Raw genomic sequence first — 20,086 nt, 5'->3', positions numbered from 1 at the left:
TTTTGATTTGACATTCATCTCTGTGTACTGCTAATTGTTAAAAATCTAAGTTTAAACCAACTGAAAACTTACGTTGGAATGGGTAGGCCCAGGCGCTACCATCGGTTCCGTTGTTGATCGCCTCAGGATCAACATATTTTTTGATCTGTGAGAATTCAAATAGGTTTTCTCCCGAAAAGAAAATACGCAAACGTTGAATTTTCCATTTTTCCAACAACTCATGTGGCAAGGTATACCCAAAAGTGATATTCTTCAAACGCAGATAAGAACCGTTCAACATATACTGTGTATTGGGAATAGCCAATCCTTTTCCATCATTGACATCGGCCAACCAAGATTGTAATACCGGATAACGTGCGTCATGATTAGCATCCGCTAAGCCTGCATTCAGGTACGCCTGAGAGTGTTTTGCTCGTTCTTCTGCTGTATCACTTGTTTCTCTATAAAAATCCAAATGCCATGGGTATATATTTGCGTAAGGTTGCTGATAAGGTCCCCAGAACAAATAATGCCGCGGATAGAAATCTCGTTTTAATACACCCTGTAGAAATACTGAGGCATCAAATCCGCCCCAGTTCATGTTGAGGTTAAAACCGATACGATAACGATCTGCAGAATTACCAATTACCTGAAGATCTTTCAAATTCGTTTCAGTCAGCCCTCTTTCAATTTTACCATTTCCGTCGATATCCTTAAATTTTGGCCAACCATTTACAATATTTAACGCTCCCCAAGGTACTATGCCTGATTCATCCAATGCTTTGATTTCATCGGCACTTTTAAACAGACCATCTCCCTGTAGGCCATAGATTGAACCGAATTCATAGCCATTGAAATACGTCGAAAGAAGACGTTCATCATTTTTGAATTTTGTAATCTTAGCACGTGAATCAGACAAAACAACCTTTGCATCAAAAGAAAATGGCTTATTTGCTAATTCAAATTGATCCTTATAAGTCACTGAAAGCTCCCAACCCTTTGTACGCAAATCAGCTGCATTCTGCCTTGGCACGCTTGTTCCCAATACACCTGGAAGCTCCTGCCCAGCAGTCAACATACCGGTTGTATTACGGATGTAATTATCGTAGCCAACAAAAAACTTATCATTGAATAGCCCCAAATCAGCACCGAAGTTTAAAGTAGACACATTTTCCCATGTATATGAGTTTGGATCAATTGTCAACGGCGGCGCCCCATTCACGACATATTGTTGATTTCCATTAATGAGGTACCCCGAAAGGCTGGTTCCCATTGTCTGGATATAAGAGAAGTCACCTACATTTTGATTTCCTAAACTACCGTATGATGCTCTTAACTTTAGATTGGATACTTTCGGTTTTAGTGATTCGAAAAAGGATTCATTACTAACGATCCAAGCCCCTGAAACGGACGGAAAAAATCCCCAGCGACTTGCCTTAGGAAAACGGGAAGACCCATCGTAACGACCTGTACCTTCCAAGATATAACGCTCATTAAACGTATAATTCAATCGCCCAAAATAGCTTCGCGTCGCATAAGAACTATAACCAGCATTGAGTGTCATTTCTCCCGTCGTCAAACCTAAATAAGGTAAAGTAGAAGAAATTAGATTATTTCGGTTGACATAGGTAGACGAATAAATATATTCTTCTTGGTTATACCCCACCATTGCACCAAAATTGTGTTTGCCAATTGTTTTGTTGTAATTCGCATATAGATTAAATACTGTATTTTTCATATCGGCTCGCGATTCATTCACATAGCCAGTCCCCCCCTCTTCACGGATGTCATTCGGACCAAAACCAATCTTGAATTTTTTGGCATAACCATTGCCTTTGTAGTATTCCCTTTTAACACTTGCATCGCCAGAGATTTTTAGATCGCCATTTAAAAATGTACCTGTCGCATTGAAGGTATTTTGGAAACCAAACATGTCACCATTGCTTTTTCCACCGTCAGATAGACGAGCAGCCAATCTTCCCGCATCCGTATTTGCCCAAGTGCCATCCGGGTTTTTAGCAACCTGAATAGGCGTTAAATAATAGATATCGGTCAAACTTGCAGCCGGACTCTCTCTGTGCGTATTGTACAAATTAGCATTGTTATCCAACTGCAACCATTTGAATGGTGCAATATTTATCCTTCCACGTAGTCCTTTACGTGTCCAATAGTCGGCGGCCAATTTACTCAAACCGTTTTCCTTCGTATAGTCACCGGACAAATAATATTTAAAAGGAAGTTCATTCACCTTCGCTCCACCTGAAAAAGTCAAATTGTAGGACTGAGAATGCGCAGAGTTATTTAGAAAATACTTATTCCAATTGTTATTTCCCATATAAGCCCAGCGCTTTGGATCTTTGGGATCTAGACGTACATCTTCCAAACTAGGATTATCAGAACGTTCCTTTGCCCATTGGTAGTGTTCATCACTATAATTGACATAGTCCCAAGGGGTATTATTTGTCGATAATTCCAAAAGTTTAGAGAAGATATACGGATCAGTGACTGGATCGGGCATTTCTGTTGGTTTTCCCCAAGCCGAATTTGTATTAAAAGAAACGGATTGCTTACCTAGTTTTCCGGATTTGGTGGTAATCAAAATTACACCATAGGTCGCTCTGGCACCATAAATTGCTGATGAAGCTGCATCACGTAATACCGTGTATGATTCAATATCAGTGGGATTTAAGCGAATTAAATCGTTAGCATCAGTAGCTGGAATGCCATCAATTACAAACAAAGGTGATCCACCATTAATGGAAGTGGTTCCACGAATATTGATATTTGGAATTCCCCCTGGTGTACCATTACCATAGGTAATATTCAAACCCGGACTTACCCCCTGTAATCCTTGCATCACATTAGAAATAGGCCTAGATTCCAATACTTTGCCCGAGATCTGATCAACAGCACCTGTAAGGTTCTTCTTTTGCTTTGTACCAAAACCAACCACAACAACCTCGTCCAAATTAGCCAAATCTTCCTCTAACTGTACATTCAGTTCTTTCTGCCCTTGATAGGTTAACTCTATACTTTTATAGCCGACCGAAGTAAATAGTAATACTTGATTTTTTTTGAGTTTATTCAATTCGTAGGTTCCTTTGTTTGACGTCGACATACCCGAATTCGGAATGTTCTTTATGGAAATCGTCACCCCACGAATGGGCTCTCCTTTTCGATCCGTTACCTTACCATGTGTTTCAAGGTCCTGTGCATGAACCACACCTGCAAGACAAACGGCTCCAACTACCAGCCCCAGCCGATACTTGAAATTGCGATTCCTCCCTAAGGATTGAAATTGTTGTTTTTTCATAAATATTTGTTATTATTAATTGAAAGGCAAAGTAAATATACTAATATTAAATTAGTATTAATCAAAGGTTATATATTGGTTTAAATGTAGTTTTATACAGGTTATATTTAGTAAATCGACACCCGGGTCTATCTTCCTTAATTGAGTAGACGATTGAAGGACTGGCATCCCTAATACGTTTTGTGTTTTTTTTAAAAATATTTTATGTGGTACAAAAAAGAGTTCAGCGACACCGTTCAAAAAATAGATGAACTTTACTGAATTCGTCACAAATAAAGGGAAGGGTTTGTATCTACAAGCAAGAGAAGCCGTTGGATAAGAGCAGGCCCAATTATGTATTGAGTACCAATCTATGACAAGTCCAATGATTAGGATTCACAGGTCGGAATATAGGTTTTCACAGCGACAAAGCTCAAGCAAAAATATCCCGATCTTTGTTGTTAAAGCTACTTGCAGGTATTATAAGATTGTAGAAACAAGGAGTAGATAAAAATAGTTTTAAAAAAAAACACCCGAAAGCATGGGGTACTCCGGGTGTTTTAGCCATATTATTAACCTATTTTATGAAAAGTGCCCTTGAATGGGCAACACTAAAATAGAAAATAACTTTGTATAAACAAAATAAAATCGAAAAAAAATCTTTTTTCTGAAATCACTAAACCGGTTAAACAGGGAAATTTAGCGGCGCGGCTAACGTTGTCAAGCCCTTCTTTTTGTCTTTGTACAAGTTAAAATTAAATTCATATAATCTTTTAGATTAACAGGGATATTACAGGGGGTTAACAGGGGTATAACAAGGGGTTAGCAGGGGTATCCCCCCTACTAACCCCTTGTTACTCCCCTGTAAAAGTAGTGTTATTCCCTTCTTAATTTTGAATCTGAGGAGAACTTGATGCAGCCCTTCGCTATCATTGTGAGATTTTGTTTAATTTTAAATCGATCAAGTAACTATTAGCTATGACCGAGCGTGAAATTCTGAGACAACATATCGACAAGACCGTCCAGTTAAACGACGAACAATTCGACTACTTCTTTTCTTTTTTTAAACCGATCTCCTTTAAAAAGAAACAAATGATTATCCGTCAAGGAGACTTTGTGGAACAAGAGTATTTTGTGCTCAATGGCTGTCTAAAGACCTATTTCACCAACGATGAACAAAAGATGCATATCTTACAGTTCGCCACAAAAACCTGGTGGGCTTCCGATTATAATGCATTGCATAACCAAGGCCCAGCTACAGTCAATTTAGATTGTGTCAGCGATGCAGACACTCTTTGCTTATCGAACGAGGACCGTGAAAAAGTATGTAAGGAAATTCACGAAGTTGAAACCTTTTTTAGATGGCGTTCCAATAAAGGATATATTGGGCTACAAAAAAGAATCCTGTCACTGCTGAACAATGATGCTCGGAGCCGCTACGAGGAACTCATGCAGCAATATCCCGAACTCTATAATCTCGTTCCCAAACATTTGATTGCAGCATATCTGGGTGTTTCGCGCGAAACACTGAGCAGGCTATACCAAGCCAAATAATGTGATCTATATCACAAAAGCAAAACCATTCGCTAAATTGTGATGTATATCACATAGGGCTCTGGCAATTTATCCCCTACTTTGTACTATCGTTTTAAACATATAATTTTTTAACAGACTTGGTTATTTAATATGAAAAAAGACAAATTAAAAGTATTGGTTGTATTGACATCACATGACCAATTGGGAGATACAGGAGAAAAAACAGGTTTTTGGATTGAGGAATTTGCAGCGCCTTACTATGTTTTACAAGATGCAGGAGTGAACGTCACAATCGCATCTCCAAAAGGAGGACAGCCTCCGATAGACCCTAAAAGTGCACTTCCAGATTTTCAAACCGAAGCAACCAAACGTTTTGATGCCGATAAGGAGCTTCAAATAAAATTGTCAAATAGCATTCCTTTGGATCATATCAATGAGCAGGATTATGATGCCGTTTTCTATCCTGGGGGCCATGGTCCATTGTGGGATTTGACCAACGACAAGACATCCATTGCATTGATCGAATCATTTTGGGCTCACAACAAACCTGTCGCCGCCGTATGCCATGCCCCAGCTGTATTTCGCTATGTCAAGGATAGTAATGGTCAGCCACTGGTCAAAGGCAAAAAAGTTACCGGATTTTCAAATAGCGAGGAAGAGGCGGTTCAACTAACGGATGTTGTTCCCTTTTTAGTGGAAGATGAACTCGTAAAATTGGGTGGTCAGTACAGCAAAGGGGAAGATTGGCATAGTTATGTAGTCAAAGATGGTCATCTCATTACCGGGCAAAACCCTGGGTCTTCGGAAGAAACTGCTAAAGCTTTGTTTGCGCTATTGCGCAATTCCTAGCAATAAACTAATCAAAAAATAAGTAAGGACTGTTTCGATGACAACAGTACTTACTTATTCTTTGATAAAATATCAGCATCCCCTGCCAATTGAAATCTAACTTCCCTGCAACTTCTTCATGACAAGAACCATTTGCAAAATGACTTTAATCTTTGTCTTCAAGTTCAAACAATTCTTCCACACTACGCTCAAGTACATGGGAGATTTTTAACGAAAGTACAGTGGAAGGAATATATTTTTCGGCTTCCAGCGCATTGATGGTTTGCCTGCTTACACCCACCAAATTTGCGAGCTGTTCCTGCGAGTAGTTTTTTATTAATCGATGGATTCTTATCTTATTCTTCATGTTCCGATCTCCTATTCATCTTCCAAATATTTACCTTAAAAATCGTAATATAGGCAAGCAATAATAAATGTGCAAATAGAAACGAAAAACTAACAAACGTTTTTCCATAAACAAATATCATAACAAGCGTACTCAATACAATCATGACGATTACTGCCCATGACCAACTATACAAGCGTATTGAATTGATCATTTCATCTTCCACTTTACGTCGTGTAAAAGCAAAACATGATAATCCGAGCAGCATTGTCAACATGATCAGGGTCAACAAAACATCAACTTCCATAATCTCAAAGAATCCAATTGGAGTCAGTGGCGTATCATTGATGAAAACAAAGGTTTTAATAAATATTCCACCCGGATCAGATCGATCCCGAAACGAATCCAAAAAGTACAGTCCTAGACTGATTGCAACAAACAAGAAGCCAATCCAGCGAAAATAACGGGGCAATAAAGGGATTTTTTTCATAATACTATAAGTTTATCAGTTCATTCAAATGTAAAAAATATCGTACATTATGACAAATATATTTTACATAAAGACAAATTTATTTTACATTAAATTTGCGATAACGCTAATGATAACTGTCCTTTTTAAAAAATTAGGCTTTTCAAAAAAAAGCCAGCTGCATGCAGCTGGCTTTGACCGTTTATATTTTTTGTGAGCAATATTTAAAAACCAGCTCCATTTATCTGTACATTCTCCCCTCCTTTTTTGAGGTTAGCTGCATCCTGTTGGATTTTAAAATATTGTGCCGCTGGGCAGGCCATCTGCGTCATCCGTCCCGCATGCATAGGCACTTCGATCACTTGCTTTGCATCATAGCGGAGTAAAGTGGTGTAGGACCAAATCGCTTCCAATACTTTCGTTTTTGTTGCCTGTACAGGTTTGCCTTCATTGGCCACCTGATCGATAGCGTTCACCCGCTTAAACTCACCCAATCCACCCAGGGTATATCCAGCACTTTCAAACGTAGCTTCATATTTCTTGCCGTTACCCTGTATAGCAAATTTTAACATACCCGGACCAACAATTTCCAATGTCATCAGCACCTTTTCTCCAGGATACCAATAATATTCGTCCTGTGCGGGTGCATTTTGGTAAAGACTTGCCTGGCCAGAGCTATGTGCAGCTCTTCGTAAAAATGGTCTGAAAGCTCGCCTGTCTTCGGTCACATTTCCTTTTTCATCCTTAATAACTTCCCAGGTAAGACCAATATCCGTTTCCTGTCCCCCCATGTTACCACCCATATAAACAGAGGGATTATCCAGGTATTGCTTGGGTTTACTCGGGTTCAACCGCGCTGGATCAAATTCCATCTTTGGTAAGGTAACTTCGGCCTGAATGCCGACCCAAACATCTGTACTGGAAACGACTTTTCGATAGTAGGCTCCTTGAAAACAAGCTTTTGAAGAAGCCGGACGCACCTCATTTTTGAGATACTCATTTCCATCAACACCTACAACCGGAAATTCTGGTTTAACAAATTCATTTTTTGCACTACAGGCGGTCAAGCCTAGTAAAAAAAGTAAGAGCATATGTTTCATTATTTCTTCGGATCAATGGGTACAAAAATTAATGGGGTCGGTAGGCAGGAAGCTCCCGGAGGAGAATAGGTAAATTCAATTTCCTGTATTTCCTTCTTCGGGTCGGGCCAATAAGTTTCGATGAGAATTGCCTCTGGATAACCTTTTGTAATCAGCGCATTTCTGGGATATTGCATCACCGTCTTTTGACCGTCTTGCCCCACAAGTTCCATTGTCAGCCCCATACCTCCACACCATTGGTTGTCACCAGATCGGCTGTTCCAGCTGACCAAAGCCAATCCTTTTCCGTCTGTACTCTTCCATTTGATCTTTGTTTTATACAGCACACCGTAGTTTCCGGCATTCTTGGCAAATTCCTTTTTCGCGCCAATCGTTCCCGTGATCCATGGATCGTCCTGCCCGTCGGCAACAATCAGCTGCACTGCTCCTTTTTTGGTGTCAAGCGTATCTTTCGGATTAATCTGATAATTGGAAATTGGAAAAATACCACGCCCAGCGTTTGCGTGACTATGTGGAATCAGGGTCTTTATCCGCGGAAACACTTTTGGTCCAGACTCATTTGGGGCAAATTGTATGACAGCGATCTGCGCGGGCTGGTCTACCACAAATTCATAGAATCCATGGACAAGTTCATCGTATTGTACCAGCTGTTTTTCCAGTTTTTCATCGATAGCCATCACTTCCCCCGGTTTAAGCACTTTCACCTGATTGTCTACAGCAGATAAAAAGTAGTCCTCAAGCCCTTTCTTTCCAATTTCAAAATAGTTTGAACTCGGTTTTTGTGAAGCATACTTCAACATGCGAAAATGCATATTTTCATGCCCCAGGTTTTTTATGACCGCCGAAATCTTACGGGGCATTTTTTGAGGTTCTTTGACACCATTGACGTTATAGACATACAACCTAACTGCTCCGGGATCAACCGTCTCCTGTAGTGCAATGGCTTCCGGAACACGGATATACTCGGGATCATCAGATATGATATACTGCGGCCCCGGTAATACGGTCTTTGTGTAAGGCAACTTGGGAAAGTCCGTTTTTAGAAAATCCTCCAATAAGACGATATCGCCTTTATTTGCGCTTACAATCTTTTTGGACACGCTACTTAAATCATTTTTTTGTGCAAATCCAACTTTACACGAAACTAAACCTAACATCAACAATAAGCTTGTTTTGATGTGCTTGTTCATAATTTTATTTTTTTACGAATGAATACAATGTTCCTCCACTGCAACACAAGCTGCGTGAAGGAACGATTATTTTAATTTGAATCGGCATAAATTGTAAACTCCTGCGCAACGAGATAACCAAAGGTCGTCAACATATACACCTGAAGCCTTTGTCCATTTTCTGAAGTTCCCATACAGATGTCGCTGGTTGCATTACCATTGGTACCGCCAGTAAACAGTTCGGACTCATAAACACGTAATTGGTTATAGGTCGGTGAACTCAGTGTGGTACCAATGCGGGCTCGATCGCTAATATCATAAACATACATCTGACCAATCTCATTGCTTCCAAACAATTTGACCTGAGCCAAAATATCTGCGTTGTTAAAACGCTGAAAGGCGATACCACCATTCATAGCAGTACCGGTAATTGCCGGGAATGCTGCTAGCCGCCCCCAGGTACTTCCCGAAACATAAGCAAGTTCGGCGTTAGTGCTCGCGATCAGTTCGGCGTTAGCGCCGACCCCTAAAGGAAGATATTCCGGAAGGAAGCCCAATGATGTCGCACCATCCTTATATTCCAGGACATCGGCCGCAGTAGATTTTATCTGGCCATTTTCGACTGTCCAACGCAGGAGGTAACGACTGGTTGCAACCGAAGCAAGTAACTGACCGTTTCCGTCCATATCCCCTACCCAGTTAAGTTTACGACCGATATTGCCATCGCCGGCAGCTACCGCAGCAGGTTTGCTATAAGGTAGATCCAATAGCTTGGCAGGACTGGTATCAAAAACATCTCTGTATTTGTATAGCACAAAGCTCTGTCCATTCGGCGTATAAGTTCCTAACATAAATCGTCCTTTTTCATCGCTCACGCCTTGGAAGATCAAACGACCTGCCGGGAAAGGATTTGTTAGGTTATGGGAATAAGCTCCTGTGAAACGGTTATATACCTTAAATACAGATGGTGAAGTCCGGCTCACAATCACCAAGTAATCGCCACTCACAAAACAGGACGTTTCACTATTTGCAGTGAAGCCCAAGTCTGCCGCTTTCTTCAGGAACAAGCGCCGGTTAATGCCCACCCCTTTTTCAAGTTTGACAGGTTCTTTGACAACCAATTTGAGCTGCCGCTTGATATTTCCGGCTCCAGAAATCGTCAGGGGTACTTCTGCACCGTTTGCTAAATTGACCTGAGCTCCGCTTGCTATAGAACCACTGGAATGTTTATTAATAACGTAACTCAGCGTAGATTGTGAAAGATCCATACCCGGCACCACATAAAACGTCACCGTATTCCCATTTAAGATCCCCTCAACCTCATTTTCCTTTTGTTCGCTGTCTTTAAATGTAATTTTGATTCCTGAAATATCTGTATTGCCTTTCTTCTCGGCAATAACCACATAATCCTTTGCGTCACCGTTTCCCGCGGTGACAGTAATTTTCTTGGGTGCCGTCAAGTCTGTAAATCCATTTAATCCCGGCGTCACCTGGGCATCAGCCGGAACGGAAGCGCGTAACATCAGTCGTGAAAGATCTACTTCATTGTCCGAATCGATCGGATAATAATAATCTACGTGCAAATACACCGTATCATTGCTGATCGTGCTCAAGAAGAGCCGATCTTGCCCTTTCCCATCAATCGTAGCGTAAAAATCCATCAATTGATTTTTCACATTCCGCTCCAGATAATTAGGTTTTTGACATCCTCCCAAAAGGTTCGCACAGGCCCATAAACTGTAAAATTTTATTTTGTCCATTGCTAGTCTTTCATGTTTTTACCAACCTTTAATTTGAGTCAAAGCGCCGTTCAACTGCACTTCATTTTCAGGTATGGGCAGATAATATAATTTTGTACTGAAACTTCTGTTGGTTGCGTCTGCTGAGACAACTTCATACGTTAATCCTGTTGCGTTCGGACTGATCTTATGCCCTGTAAACTTCACATTATCTAACAGGAGGTGAGCTTTTCTCCAACGGCGCAAGTCCCAGAAACGATGTCCCTCGAAAGCCAGTTCAACTTTGCGCTCGTGCTCCACTGCGGCCATTGCCTGATTATTGTTGGCAAGGCTAAGGGCATTAAGTCCACGCTTCTGACGGAGCTGATTGATGTAGGTAGTTGCAGTCGCAAAATCGCCCAATTGCGCTTTCGCTTCCGCCATAATCAACAAGACCTCGGCATAGCGCATTTCGATCCAGCTTTGTGTACTTTTATTTTGAACGAATGTCGTATTTGTAGGATCAAGCATTTTGCGTACATAGTATCCCGTAACGGTACGTTTGGGGTCACCACTCGCGCCAAATGTTGTAAATCCTTCTATCGCATCGGTCGTCGACGTATTCAGTGTTCTTCCTTTCCAGGTTGCACCATTGTATAAGATCGTCGCATAGAAACGAGGTTCACGATTTGTATAGGGAGCCGCTGCCTGCGCAGCATTCTGCCAGGAGAATTTGGATCCGTCGGCCATTTCAAATTCATTGACCAATTCCGCGGTTGGTACACCATAAACCAATGTATTACCCGGAGCATCTCGAGGTGGGGCATAGCCCAGGTCGTATTGATGCGTGACATCAGGTGCTGCAAAATCTACCCGAAAGATTGCTTCCTTTGTAGTTTTATTGGTAAAAATGCTTGCAAAATTATCGTCCAAGGCATAGAGTCCCCCATTAGCCATATCGATGACTTTTTGCGCTGCATCGGCTGATTTTTTAAAATACTCCGCGCTCCTCGCCTGTGAAATGCCCGTCAAAGGATCCTGATTGAACTGCTTGAGATCATATTTAGCAATAGAGCCTGCATACAGTCCTACACGTGCCATCAAGGTATAGGCCGCGCCCTGGGTAGCCCGGCCAGCAAGATTGTTGAGCGGAAGATGATCCACCGCATATTGGAGATCCTCCAGGATAAAATCATAAACGGCTTCCTCACTCGAGCGTTCGTGATCTTTTTCAGTATACTGATCCATACTCTTGAATAGAATCACGCTTCCATGGATCTTTACCAGCCAGAAATAAGCATATGCTCTCACGAACCTGCCCTCAGCCTCATAAACCTGTTTTTGAGCATCGGAAAGGCTGGACTTGGTGTTAATCCCATTGATCATTTCATTGATACGACGGATACGTTCATATCCGCTCGCCCAATAATTCAGGCCCACACTTGCGGAAGAAAACTGGTTTGAGTTGGATACAAGAATATTGACGGTACCATTCCCAGCCGTATTTGAGGTAAATTTCATTCCATCGGCTAAGGCATCCATTGCATTGTCATAGCCTAAATTGGGAAATTGACCAAACTGGAATTTTTTAAATTCAGCATAGATACCCGACACATATAGTTCGGCCGAATTGGGGTCAGCCCACACTTTCTCTTCTGCGATCCGGTCCTGTGGAATTAGATCGACAGAACAACCTTCCAACGCCATAAACAACAGGCCTAAAAATGAAAGCTGCCGACAGCTGGTATATAGAGTTGATTTCATCTGTAATAATAATTTTTAGGAGATTAAAAAGTAACGCTTAAACCAAATTCAAAAATCCGTTGCTGCGGATAAAATCCATTATTGACATTTGGCATTTCGGGATCGAGGTATTTCAAGTAATCCCATGTGAAAAGGTTTGAGCCCGAAGCAAACACACGTACATGTTCAATCTTCGCTGCATTCAGCAATCCTTTCGGGAAAGTGTAGCCCAACTGCACGGATTTAAGCCGCAGATAATCTCCTTTTCTGATCCATCCTGAATTGGCATTTGCATTGTTCGTCGACATGCCTGTTGCTTTATAGGCACTCATTCGTGGAAATTCGGCATTCGGATTGTCTTCGCGCCATGAGTTTTCAACCAAGAAATAAGGGGAGTTTCCATAATTATAAAAAGGTCGCGTAAAAGGTGTATTATCCTCTACCCCTGAAGTTCCGGACGATCCTTCGTAGGCTCCTGCTAGGGCAACATCAACACGTGCAGCACCTTGCAACAATGCTGAAAAGTCGAAGCCTTTATAAGCCATATCGAAATTCAAACCGAATGTTAATTCAGGTACATTGGAGCGTCCAATATAGGTCATATCATCTGTTCGGGTAATCCGGCCGTCGCCATTCAAATCTTTAAATTTGAAAAAACCGGGCGCCATAAATCCCGAACTTGGTGAAGGGGTATTGCGTGCTTCCTCCCAGGTCTGTATCATCCCCTCTTTGACAAATCCAATTTTTGTTCCGATAGGCTTGCCAATGAGACTCTGCCAAGAAGGGATACCATTCGCTTCATCCAGTTTCAGATACCTGTTTTTCGCCCAGTTGATATTGCCGGTTACGCCCAGTTTGAATTCACCAAAACGGTCGCTATAACGCAATTGAGCATCAAAACCCCGGTTATCAACTTCGCCAATATTAGCCAAACTCGGAAAATAACCACCCATCGACGCTGGATAAAGGTTTCCTACCTGTCCCAGAATACCGGAAGTATAACGGTAAAACCATTCGAAATCAAAACCAAATTTTCCATTTAAAAACCGCGATTCAAATCCAACATTGGATGTGGTGGATTCTTCCCATTTCAATAGTGGATTTAGAGGTGCATTGGTATATAAGGCTTTGGCCGGCTTGCCGTCTATGACGATGACTGGTGTTGTATTTTGCGAAAGGGTATTAATGTAAGGGAAACTACCCACTTGTGCACGATCGTTGCCTGTACGCCCAATAGACCCTTTTAATTTAAGGAAATCTGCAAAAGGGACAGCTTCCTTAAAGAAAGACTCATTTGAGACAACCCAACCCAATCCAATGGCCGGGAAAGATTTCCAGCGGTTTTCCTTGGCAAAGTTAGCGGAGGCATCCCAACGCGACACCAACTCCACCAAATAACGATCGCGGAAAGCATAATTCAGCCGCGTCACAAATCCCGCCCGTGCAGATTCTGGATCGCTGGAGCCTGTAGACTTGATGATGTCTTCTTGGGAAGCCGAACCATAGTTTATTTCCTGAATAATACTGATCGGAAAATTACTTGCGCCGGCACTAAATTGATTACCATGAGTTTTTGCATATTCATATAAACCTAACACACCGATGCTATGATCACCAAAAGTGCGGTTGTAATTTAAACTGGCCTGCCAGGTGCTGCGATAGCTTGCAGCAAAGCTCTGACGAAGAGAAGTCTTCGTGATTCCAGGCAAAGTGGTCATGGCCACGAAATCGCCTGCAACCTGGTCCCGCTGTCTTCCCATCGTCGGATAGGGTGTCAGCCAAGATTTGGATTCATCCGAATTATAGTCGTATGCGCCCTGAACTTTTGCCAGCAAACCTGTTACTCCCGGAACTTTAAAATCGATGTTTGCTGTTCCCTGAAAGATATTGCTTTTGAGCTTCTGGTATCCCGAATTTGCAACGGAAGCAATTGGGTTGACCCAACCTGCTCCGGCCTGATATGCTACCGGAAGTCCATTTGGGGCATACATAGGCAGATTCGGGAGCATCCGAACAGCCTGGTAAAATGGATTCATATAGGCCGAGTTATCGGGTGAAATACCGGGTAAATTGGTATTCTGATTACGCAAACCAATGTTCAAACCAACCGTCAGGTATTCGTTAAGCTCACTTTTAAGGTTTGTACGGATATTGTAGCGTTTAAAATTGGTATTGTCGATCACCCCGTCCTGGTTCATATGGCTGACCGAAGCAAAATACTGCGTTTTGCTCGCTCCACCAGAAATTGTTGCGGCATGATGTTGCGAATAGCTATTATTATCTGCCAATAGGCCAATCCAGTCTGTATTCCCAAATAACGGATTGGTATTGGTTCCATTTGCCACAGCATCGATGAGTTCCTGCGTGTAGATGTAAGGTGCTTCAGTCTGCTTCGTATTTCGGAGAAAATCATTGTCCAGTTCTGTTCCTTTGTTATACCAGTTCATATAATCCGGTCCATTGAGGAATTTTGGAAAGCGGGTATTTTGGCCAATGCTGTATCCAAAGTCATAGGTTACTTTGGTCTGTTCCTTTCGTCCATTTTTTGTTTTAACCAATATAATACCATTGGCGGCCTGTACACCATAAGCGGCCGTGGAAACTGCATCCTTTAAAAAGGAAATCGTTTCTATCTCACTTGGGTCCAGATAAGCCAAGGTAGAAAGCGGTCTTTCGATATCATCGACAATCACCAAAGGACTTCGATTACCGCCGTAAGTTCCAACTCCGCGCAGATACAAGGTCGCATTATCTGCCCCCGGGCGTCCTGATTGTTGTAATGCTGTCAATCCGGGAACACGTCCGACAAGTGCATTGGTCAAATTCATCGACGGGGCTTTCTTGAGCTGATCACCTCCGATCTGTACGACAGAACCAACAACGTTGTTCTTCTTTTGCGTACCATAAGCCACAACAACGACCTCGTCAATCTGACGTTCATCGGACTGCAAAACAAAACTTTGTGTACCGGCAACTGTGATCTTCCGCGACTGCGACAAATAGCCGATATAACTAACCTGAAGTTCAGCCGGAAGTCGGTCTACCTGCACGGTAAAACTCCCTTTTTGATCCGTACGTGTTGTTACAGAAGTCCCCACTACTTTAACCGTCGCCCCAGCAATAGGCTGTTCATCGCGATTTCGTATGGTACCATTTACAATGGATTGAGCAAAGCTTATTGCGGATTGCATAAAAACAATAAGTAATCCCAATGCCTTAAAAAGATACCTGCGTTTTACATGTGTTGGTTTCATAATTTAGGAATGAAAAAATAGTGTTATGTTAAAAAATAGTATTTATGGTCACTCGGTTACCTACACCATGATCAGACGTTTTCCATTGGATAAAACACGCAACGTTCTGACACGGACAAGGCAACGTATTTTGGTTTACAATTATTAGGTATATTATTTATACAACACTAAATAAGAAATAAAATTTTAAATATTCAAATTATTTCTAATTTTTTTTATTAATTCAAACAGACTAAAGAAGAAAAAACATAAACTTAATTTGCGATGATGAGATATTTACTATATTTACCCTGAAGTTAACGTAACAAAGTTATGGGTATAAAATTTTTGAGTGACTTACATGATGCGAGCTATAGCGGTGTAGCGTATAAAAACATTTTACTTAAAAAGGAAATTTTAACCTTTTTTGCGACCAAAGGTCCTTCGACAATTCCTGAATTAAGCAAGGAATTCAACATTAGCATTCCCAAGATTAACGAATGCATCAATGAACTCATCGAAGACGCATTGGTTCAGGACAATGGAAAATCGACTTCGGGAATTGGCAGAAAACCGAATTCCTACGGTCTACTTCCAAATGCAGCATTTTTTGTCGGTGTTCAGGTAAGCCATGATCATCTCAGTATCGTGGTCATGAATATGAAAAAAGACATTATTGCCAGCCAGGAGGAAATTCCACATCGTTTGGAGAATAATCAGGAATCACTCCAGAATATATGCCGGGAGATCAATCAGTTTATTGCCACACATCAGATTCAAAAGGATAAAATATTGGGTGTAGGTATCAATCTTTCTGGTCGTATCAACTATCGAACAGGTTATTCCTACAGTTATTTTAATTTTTATGAAGATCCTTTATCGAAATATTTCGAACAGGAGCTGCAATTGCGCACCTATCTTGAAAACGATAGTAAGGCGCTTGCTTATGGCGAATTTTCCAGCGGAATTTTAAAAGACGAGAAAGATGCACTCTTTGTCAATGTAGACAACGGTATCGGATTGGGTATTTTAATCAACGGAAAGATCTATTATGGGAAATCGGGTTTCTCGGGTGAATTTGGACATATTCCCATTTTTGACAACGATATCATCTGTCGCTGCGGAAAAAAGGGTTGCCTCGAAACGGAAGCATCTGGTTTTGCACTTAGAAACCGTGTAATAGCAGCACTGCAAAATGGCGCAACGAGCATCCTAACAAAAAAATTCAATGATCTGGAAGATATCCGGCTCAGCGATATTATCGCTGCTGCAAAAAAAGATGACAATCTCGCTATTGAGTTGATCAATGAACTTGGGGAAAAATTAGGTCGTGGACTTGCTACATTGATCAATATTTTCAATCCAGAAATCATCATCGTAGGTGGTATTTTAGCCAAGAGTGAGGAATACCTGATGTTACCGCTGAAAAATGCAGTCAATAAGTTTTCATTATCCATTGTCAACAAGGACACCAAACTTGCTTATTCAAATAATGGGGAAAAACTTGCGGCCTTTGGAGCTTGCCTTCTCATTCGGGACCGTCTGCTTTCTATTATCGATTAAGACATAAGGCGTGGATTTCACTGAAATCCACGCTACTTTATCTTTCTACAATCTCCTTCACAACCTCTCCATATTGATCTTTCACCTGCTCTTTCCTTTGTGCAAGGTATATCCACTTCTTAAACGTTCCGATAAATACAATCGCCATCAATGACATCGCTGCTACGGCCAAGCCCGCCAGTAGGTACTGTCCTTTAGGCACATATCCTTGTACCACCTGAAGATAGCCGGCCCAAAATGTAATCACGGCCATAAAGACACCGGGAACGGCTGCAAACAAGACATATTTTCGTCTATTCATCCGGATGAGCATCGTTGTACATACAATCAGACCACAGGCTGCCAAGAGCTGATTGCTAATACCAAATAATGGCCAAATGCTACTTACGTTACCGGTATAAACCAAATATCCCCAGGAAAACGTAAACAGGGCACTGCAAATCCATACACCTGGTTTCCAGTTTTTATCGCTAAATTTAGGAAAAACAGTTCCAAGCATTTCCTGTAGAAAAAAACGTCCCACCCTGGTACCTGCATCAATCGCTGTAAGAATAAAAACAGCTTCAAACATGATAGCAAAATTATACCAATAGGCCATTATATCGTTCATAAAAGGAACCTTATCGAAGATATGAGCCATCCCTACAGCCAACGACACTGCCCCGCCCGTCCTACCGTGCAGATCTACACCTATTCTGTCTATAAAATGTGGTAAATCCACAGCTGAAAGATGGGGGTGCTGCGTTAGAAACTGTGCATAATCGGCTACCGGCGTATTGATTGCAAAATAATCACCAGGCATCAACGTACAAGCTGCAATCAAGGCCATCAAGGCAACAAAGCCCTCAACAAGCATGGCGCCATACCCCACAAACAAGATCTCACGTTCATTACCGATCATTTTGGGCGTCGTCCCGGTTGCGATAATAGCGTGGAACCCTGATATGGCTCCACAGGCAATCACAATAAAGATAAAGGGCAAGACAGGTCCTGAAATTACAGGTCCGCCACCATGGATAAATGAGGTCAAGGCGGGCATCTGAATTGTTGGTGCAACAAAAAATATTCCTACCGTCAGCATAATAATTGTACCTATTTTGAGATAGGTCGACAGGTAATCTCTCGGAACCAATAATAGCCAGATGGGCAATACTGAAGCGAAGAAACCATATACAGTAATACCGATAGAGATCGTTTTCACATCCCAGTTGAAAAGTGCGTGAAAAGTTGGAACCTGCATCAGGTGATGACCGGCTATAATACCTGCAATAAGCAAGATACCACCAATGATACTCGCCAAGGTCACCGAGCCCTCCCGATAGCGCATCATCAAGCCCATTAAAATAGCAATGGGCATTGTCAGTACAATCGTAAATAAAGACCATGGTGCCTCGTGCATTGCACTGATACAGGCCAGCGATAGTCCAGCCAACGTTAGGATCAGAATGAAAAGTACGGCGATACCAGCAATAGTGCCAATAGGTTTACTGACCTCCTTGGAGGCAATGGTTGCCAAACTTTCTCCTTTATGTCGTACAGAAGCGAAAAGCACGACCATATCGTGCACACCGCCACCTAATACACAACCAATTAATATCCACAGAGCGCCCGGCAGATAACCAAACTGTGCCGCGAGAACTGGACCAACTAGTGGTCCTGCCGCAGCTATCGCTGCGAAATGATGGCCAAACAACACTTTTTTATCGGTTTTCACATAATCATGGCCATCAGCAAACTCCACCGCCGGTGTCTGGCGACTTCCATTCAACCTGAGCAGCTTATTTGCTAGAAACAAGCCATAAAAACGATACGCGATCGCAAAGATCAATATCGCTGCGAAAACTAAGGTCAACGCATTTATTCCATTGAGAGCATCCATACCAGTTAAGTTACACGATTATTTTTGCTTTTTCAAACACCTCATATACCTTCCATAAGGCACGAGGTACATGAAAGCATCCCTTCCATTTTCCGCCTTTGAGATCGAGCAATACCTCACCTCTTCGATTGAGGTAGCCAAACCATTCGCCATGTTCGGGGTCCCTAAAATGCGTCCAGGTATATTCATGAACCCGTTCGAACCAACGTTTAGCCTCTTCATTTCCCGTTAGTACCCAAGCTTTCGCCATACATACCAGTGTTTCACAGTGCACCCACCATAACTTCTGGTCCCATTCCAACTGCTGGGTCGGTTTACCCTGCGCATCCATAAAGTAGAATATACCTCCATATTTCTCATCCCATCCATGCTCCAACATACGAAGACCAATACGCATGGCTTTTTCAATCAACGCTGGTCGCTGCAATCTTTCTCCCAGATCCATCATAAACCACATGGCCTCTATCGCATGTCCCGGATTGAGCAATCTTCCTTCAAAACTATCCAGCAATGAACCATTGGGACTTACATTTTCAAAGACAAGCCCCTGCTCCTCTTTATAAAATACATCCATTACCTCCACCACGATATCCTCAATCAATTCCTGCACCAGGTTAGGTTCCAATAAATGCTCCAGTTCGATGGAGAGATTGCTCAAGATCATAGGCAAAGCAAAATTCTTTGATGGACGTGTCCCTGATACAGCCTTATCGTATATGCCCTTGGTATGTGTTCGACGTTTCAATATATTATGAAAGGTGTCTTGCGCAATTTCCGCGTAACGCTGCTCCTGGGTTGCTGTATACAGGGCACCAAATCCCATGGCAGCAAAGCAATCGGAAAAAATATTATAGGGCCGCACAAGTGCCTTCCCTTGTCGATCAAGCGAAAAATACCAGTTTCCATCTTCGTCACGTCCATGTTTTTCCATGAAGCTGGCACCATGAACTGCAATATCCAACCAGGATGACCGTGTTTCAATTTTGTTGTAAATACTCGAAAAGAGCCAAACTTGCCGCCCCTGCAGCCACATAAACTTATCCGTATCAAAAACTCCACCTCTTCTATCCAGACAGGTAAAATAGCCCCCATACTCCCTATCGAGCGAATGCTCCGTCCAGAAAGGAAGAATATGATTAAATAATTCGTCTTTATAAATTGTACTATAATGATTCATGTATAAATGAATTTGCTCTTTAAAGGCCATTTAAAATCTCTGGCCTACTCTTAT

General features: G+C 41.9%; 14 protein-coding genes. 4 read left to right on the top strand and 10 right to left on the bottom strand.

Annotated elements, in window-relative coordinates:
* Positions 1 to 37: 37 nt before the first annotated feature.
* Positions 38 to 3,292 (bottom strand): TonB-dependent receptor, encoded by a 3,255-nt coding sequence (locus OK025_RS15770; RefSeq protein ID WP_317665154.1) that lies wholly within the window; start codon positions 3,290 to 3,292, stop codon positions 38 to 40.
* A gap of 957 nt (positions 3,293 to 4,249) precedes the next feature.
* On the opposite strand from OK025_RS15770, the gene OK025_RS15765 reads away from it, so the two are divergent.
* Positions 4,250 to 4,825, top strand: a complete 576-nt coding sequence (locus OK025_RS15765) for a Crp/Fnr family transcriptional regulator (RefSeq protein WP_317665153.1) — start codon at positions 4,250 to 4,252, stop codon at positions 4,823 to 4,825.
* Between the two features lie 132 nt (positions 4,826 to 4,957).
* Positions 4,958 to 5,656: a type 1 glutamine amidotransferase domain-containing protein gene (locus OK025_RS15760; protein WP_317665151.1), complete on the top strand. Its 699-nt coding sequence runs from the start codon at positions 4,958 to 4,960 to the stop codon at positions 5,654 to 5,656.
* A 145-nt stretch (positions 5,657 to 5,801) separates the two neighbouring features.
* Here OK025_RS15760 and OK025_RS15755 read toward each other — a convergent pair whose 3' ends face one another.
* The 7 genes from OK025_RS15755 to OK025_RS15725 form a co-directional block, all read right to left on the bottom strand.
* A complete protein-coding gene (locus OK025_RS15755; protein ID WP_046675319.1) occupies positions 5,802 to 6,002 on the bottom strand; it encodes a helix-turn-helix transcriptional regulator in 201 nt (66 codons plus the stop codon).
* Entirely contained in the window at positions 5,992 to 6,471 is a 480-nt protein-coding gene (locus tag OK025_RS15750; protein ID WP_120332486.1) for a hypothetical protein, read from the bottom strand. The genes OK025_RS15755 and OK025_RS15750 overlap by 11 nt, the downstream gene beginning before the upstream one ends.
* A 203-nt stretch (positions 6,472 to 6,674) precedes the next feature.
* The gene (locus tag OK025_RS15745; RefSeq protein WP_317665147.1) at positions 6,675 to 7,541 is read right to left on the bottom strand and encodes a hypothetical protein; all 867 of its coding nucleotides are present in this window, start codon (positions 7,539 to 7,541) and stop codon (positions 6,675 to 6,677) included.
* A gap of 8 nt (positions 7,542 to 7,549) precedes the next feature.
* A complete protein-coding gene (locus OK025_RS15740; protein ID WP_317665145.1) occupies positions 7,550 to 8,740 on the bottom strand; it encodes a copper amine oxidase in 1,191 nt (396 codons plus the stop codon).
* 71 nt (positions 8,741 to 8,811) lie between these two features.
* Positions 8,812 to 10,479 carry a DUF5018 domain-containing protein gene (locus OK025_RS15735; RefSeq protein ID WP_317665143.1) on the bottom strand — a complete coding sequence of 556 codons (1,668 nt, stop codon included), beginning with the start codon at positions 10,477 to 10,479 and terminating at the stop codon, positions 8,812 to 8,814.
* 18 nt (positions 10,480 to 10,497) lie between these two features.
* Entirely contained in the window at positions 10,498 to 12,201 is a 1,704-nt protein-coding gene (locus OK025_RS15730; RefSeq protein ID WP_317665141.1) for a RagB/SusD family nutrient uptake outer membrane protein, read from the bottom strand.
* 23 nt (positions 12,202 to 12,224) lie between these two features.
* Entirely contained in the window at positions 12,225 to 15,434 is a 3,210-nt protein-coding gene (locus OK025_RS15725) for a TonB-dependent receptor (RefSeq protein WP_317665139.1), read from the bottom strand.
* Positions 15,435 to 15,459: 25 nt separating this feature from the next.
* Here OK025_RS15725 and OK025_RS15720 point away from each other — a divergent pair, with 25 nt between their 5' ends.
* Positions 15,460 to 15,582, top strand: coding sequence for a hypothetical protein (locus OK025_RS15720; protein WP_262896106.1), 123 nt, complete (start codon positions 15,460 to 15,462; stop codon positions 15,580 to 15,582).
* Positions 15,583 to 15,746: 164 nt separating this feature from the next.
* Positions 15,747 to 16,976 (top strand): ROK family protein, encoded by a 1,230-nt coding sequence (locus OK025_RS15715; RefSeq protein WP_286771161.1) that lies wholly within the window; start codon positions 15,747 to 15,749, stop codon positions 16,974 to 16,976.
* A 37-nt stretch (positions 16,977 to 17,013) separates the two neighbouring features.
* On the opposite strand, the gene OK025_RS15710 is transcribed toward OK025_RS15715, so the two are convergent.
* Positions 17,014 to 18,855 (bottom strand): carbon starvation protein A, encoded by a 1,842-nt coding sequence (locus OK025_RS15710; RefSeq protein ID WP_317665136.1) that lies wholly within the window; start codon positions 18,853 to 18,855, stop codon positions 17,014 to 17,016.
* A gap of 10 nt (positions 18,856 to 18,865) precedes the next feature.
* Complete coding sequence (locus OK025_RS15705) at positions 18,866 to 20,032, bottom strand: AGE family epimerase/isomerase (protein ID WP_317665134.1); 1,167 nt, start codon at positions 20,030 to 20,032, stop codon at positions 18,866 to 18,868.
* Positions 20,033 to 20,086: the final 54 nt, after the last annotated feature.

Origin of the sequence: Sphingobacterium sp. UGAL515B_05 (assembly GCF_033097525.1) — a bacterium.
In the GTDB taxonomy this organism is placed as follows: Bacteria; Bacteroidota; Bacteroidia; order Sphingobacteriales; family Sphingobacteriaceae; genus Sphingobacterium.
Note: the sequence above shows the minus strand (reverse complement) of the source record. Positions and strands in the feature narration are given on the sequence as shown.

Excerpts from the sequence above, each read along its gene's own strand:
- OK025_RS15720 (WP_262896106.1), top strand. The coding sequence starts at position 15,460 with ATGTTAAAAAATAGTATTTATGGTCACTCGGTTACCTACACCATGATC.
- OK025_RS15735 (WP_317665143.1), bottom strand. The coding sequence starts at position 10,479 with ATGGACAAAATAAAATTTTACAGTTTATGGGCCTGTGCGAACCTTTTG.
- OK025_RS15715 (WP_286771161.1), top strand. The coding sequence starts at position 15,747 with ATGGGTATAAAATTTTTGAGTGACTTACATGATGCGAGCTATAGCGGT.
- OK025_RS15770 (WP_317665154.1), bottom strand. The coding sequence starts at position 3,292 with ATGAAAAAACAACAATTTCAATCCTTAGGGAGGAATCGCAATTTCAAG.
- OK025_RS15765 (WP_317665153.1), top strand. The coding sequence starts at position 4,250 with ATGACCGAGCGTGAAATTCTGAGACAACATATCGACAAGACCGTCCAG.
- OK025_RS15750 (WP_120332486.1), bottom strand. The coding sequence starts at position 6,471 with ATGAAAAAAATCCCTTTATTGCCCCGTTATTTTCGCTGGATTGGCTTC.
- OK025_RS15740 (WP_317665145.1), bottom strand. The coding sequence starts at position 8,740 with ATGAACAAGCACATCAAAACAAGCTTATTGTTGATGTTAGGTTTAGTT.
- OK025_RS15760 (WP_317665151.1), top strand. The coding sequence starts at position 4,958 with ATGAAAAAAGACAAATTAAAAGTATTGGTTGTATTGACATCACATGAC.
- OK025_RS15725 (WP_317665139.1), bottom strand. The coding sequence starts at position 15,434 with ATGAAACCAACACATGTAAAACGCAGGTATCTTTTTAAGGCATTGGGA.
- OK025_RS15730 (WP_317665141.1), bottom strand. The coding sequence starts at position 12,201 with ATGAAATCAACTCTATATACCAGCTGTCGGCAGCTTTCATTTTTAGGC.
- OK025_RS15705 (WP_317665134.1), bottom strand. The coding sequence starts at position 20,032 with ATGAATCATTATAGTACAATTTATAAAGACGAATTATTTAATCATATT.
- OK025_RS15755 (WP_046675319.1), bottom strand. The coding sequence starts at position 6,002 with ATGAAGAATAAGATAAGAATCCATCGATTAATAAAAAACTACTCGCAG.
- OK025_RS15745 (WP_317665147.1), bottom strand. The coding sequence starts at position 7,541 with ATGCTCTTACTTTTTTTACTAGGCTTGACCGCCTGTAGTGCAAAAAAT.
- OK025_RS15710 (WP_317665136.1), bottom strand. The coding sequence starts at position 18,855 with ATGGATGCTCTCAATGGAATAAATGCGTTGACCTTAGTTTTCGCAGCG.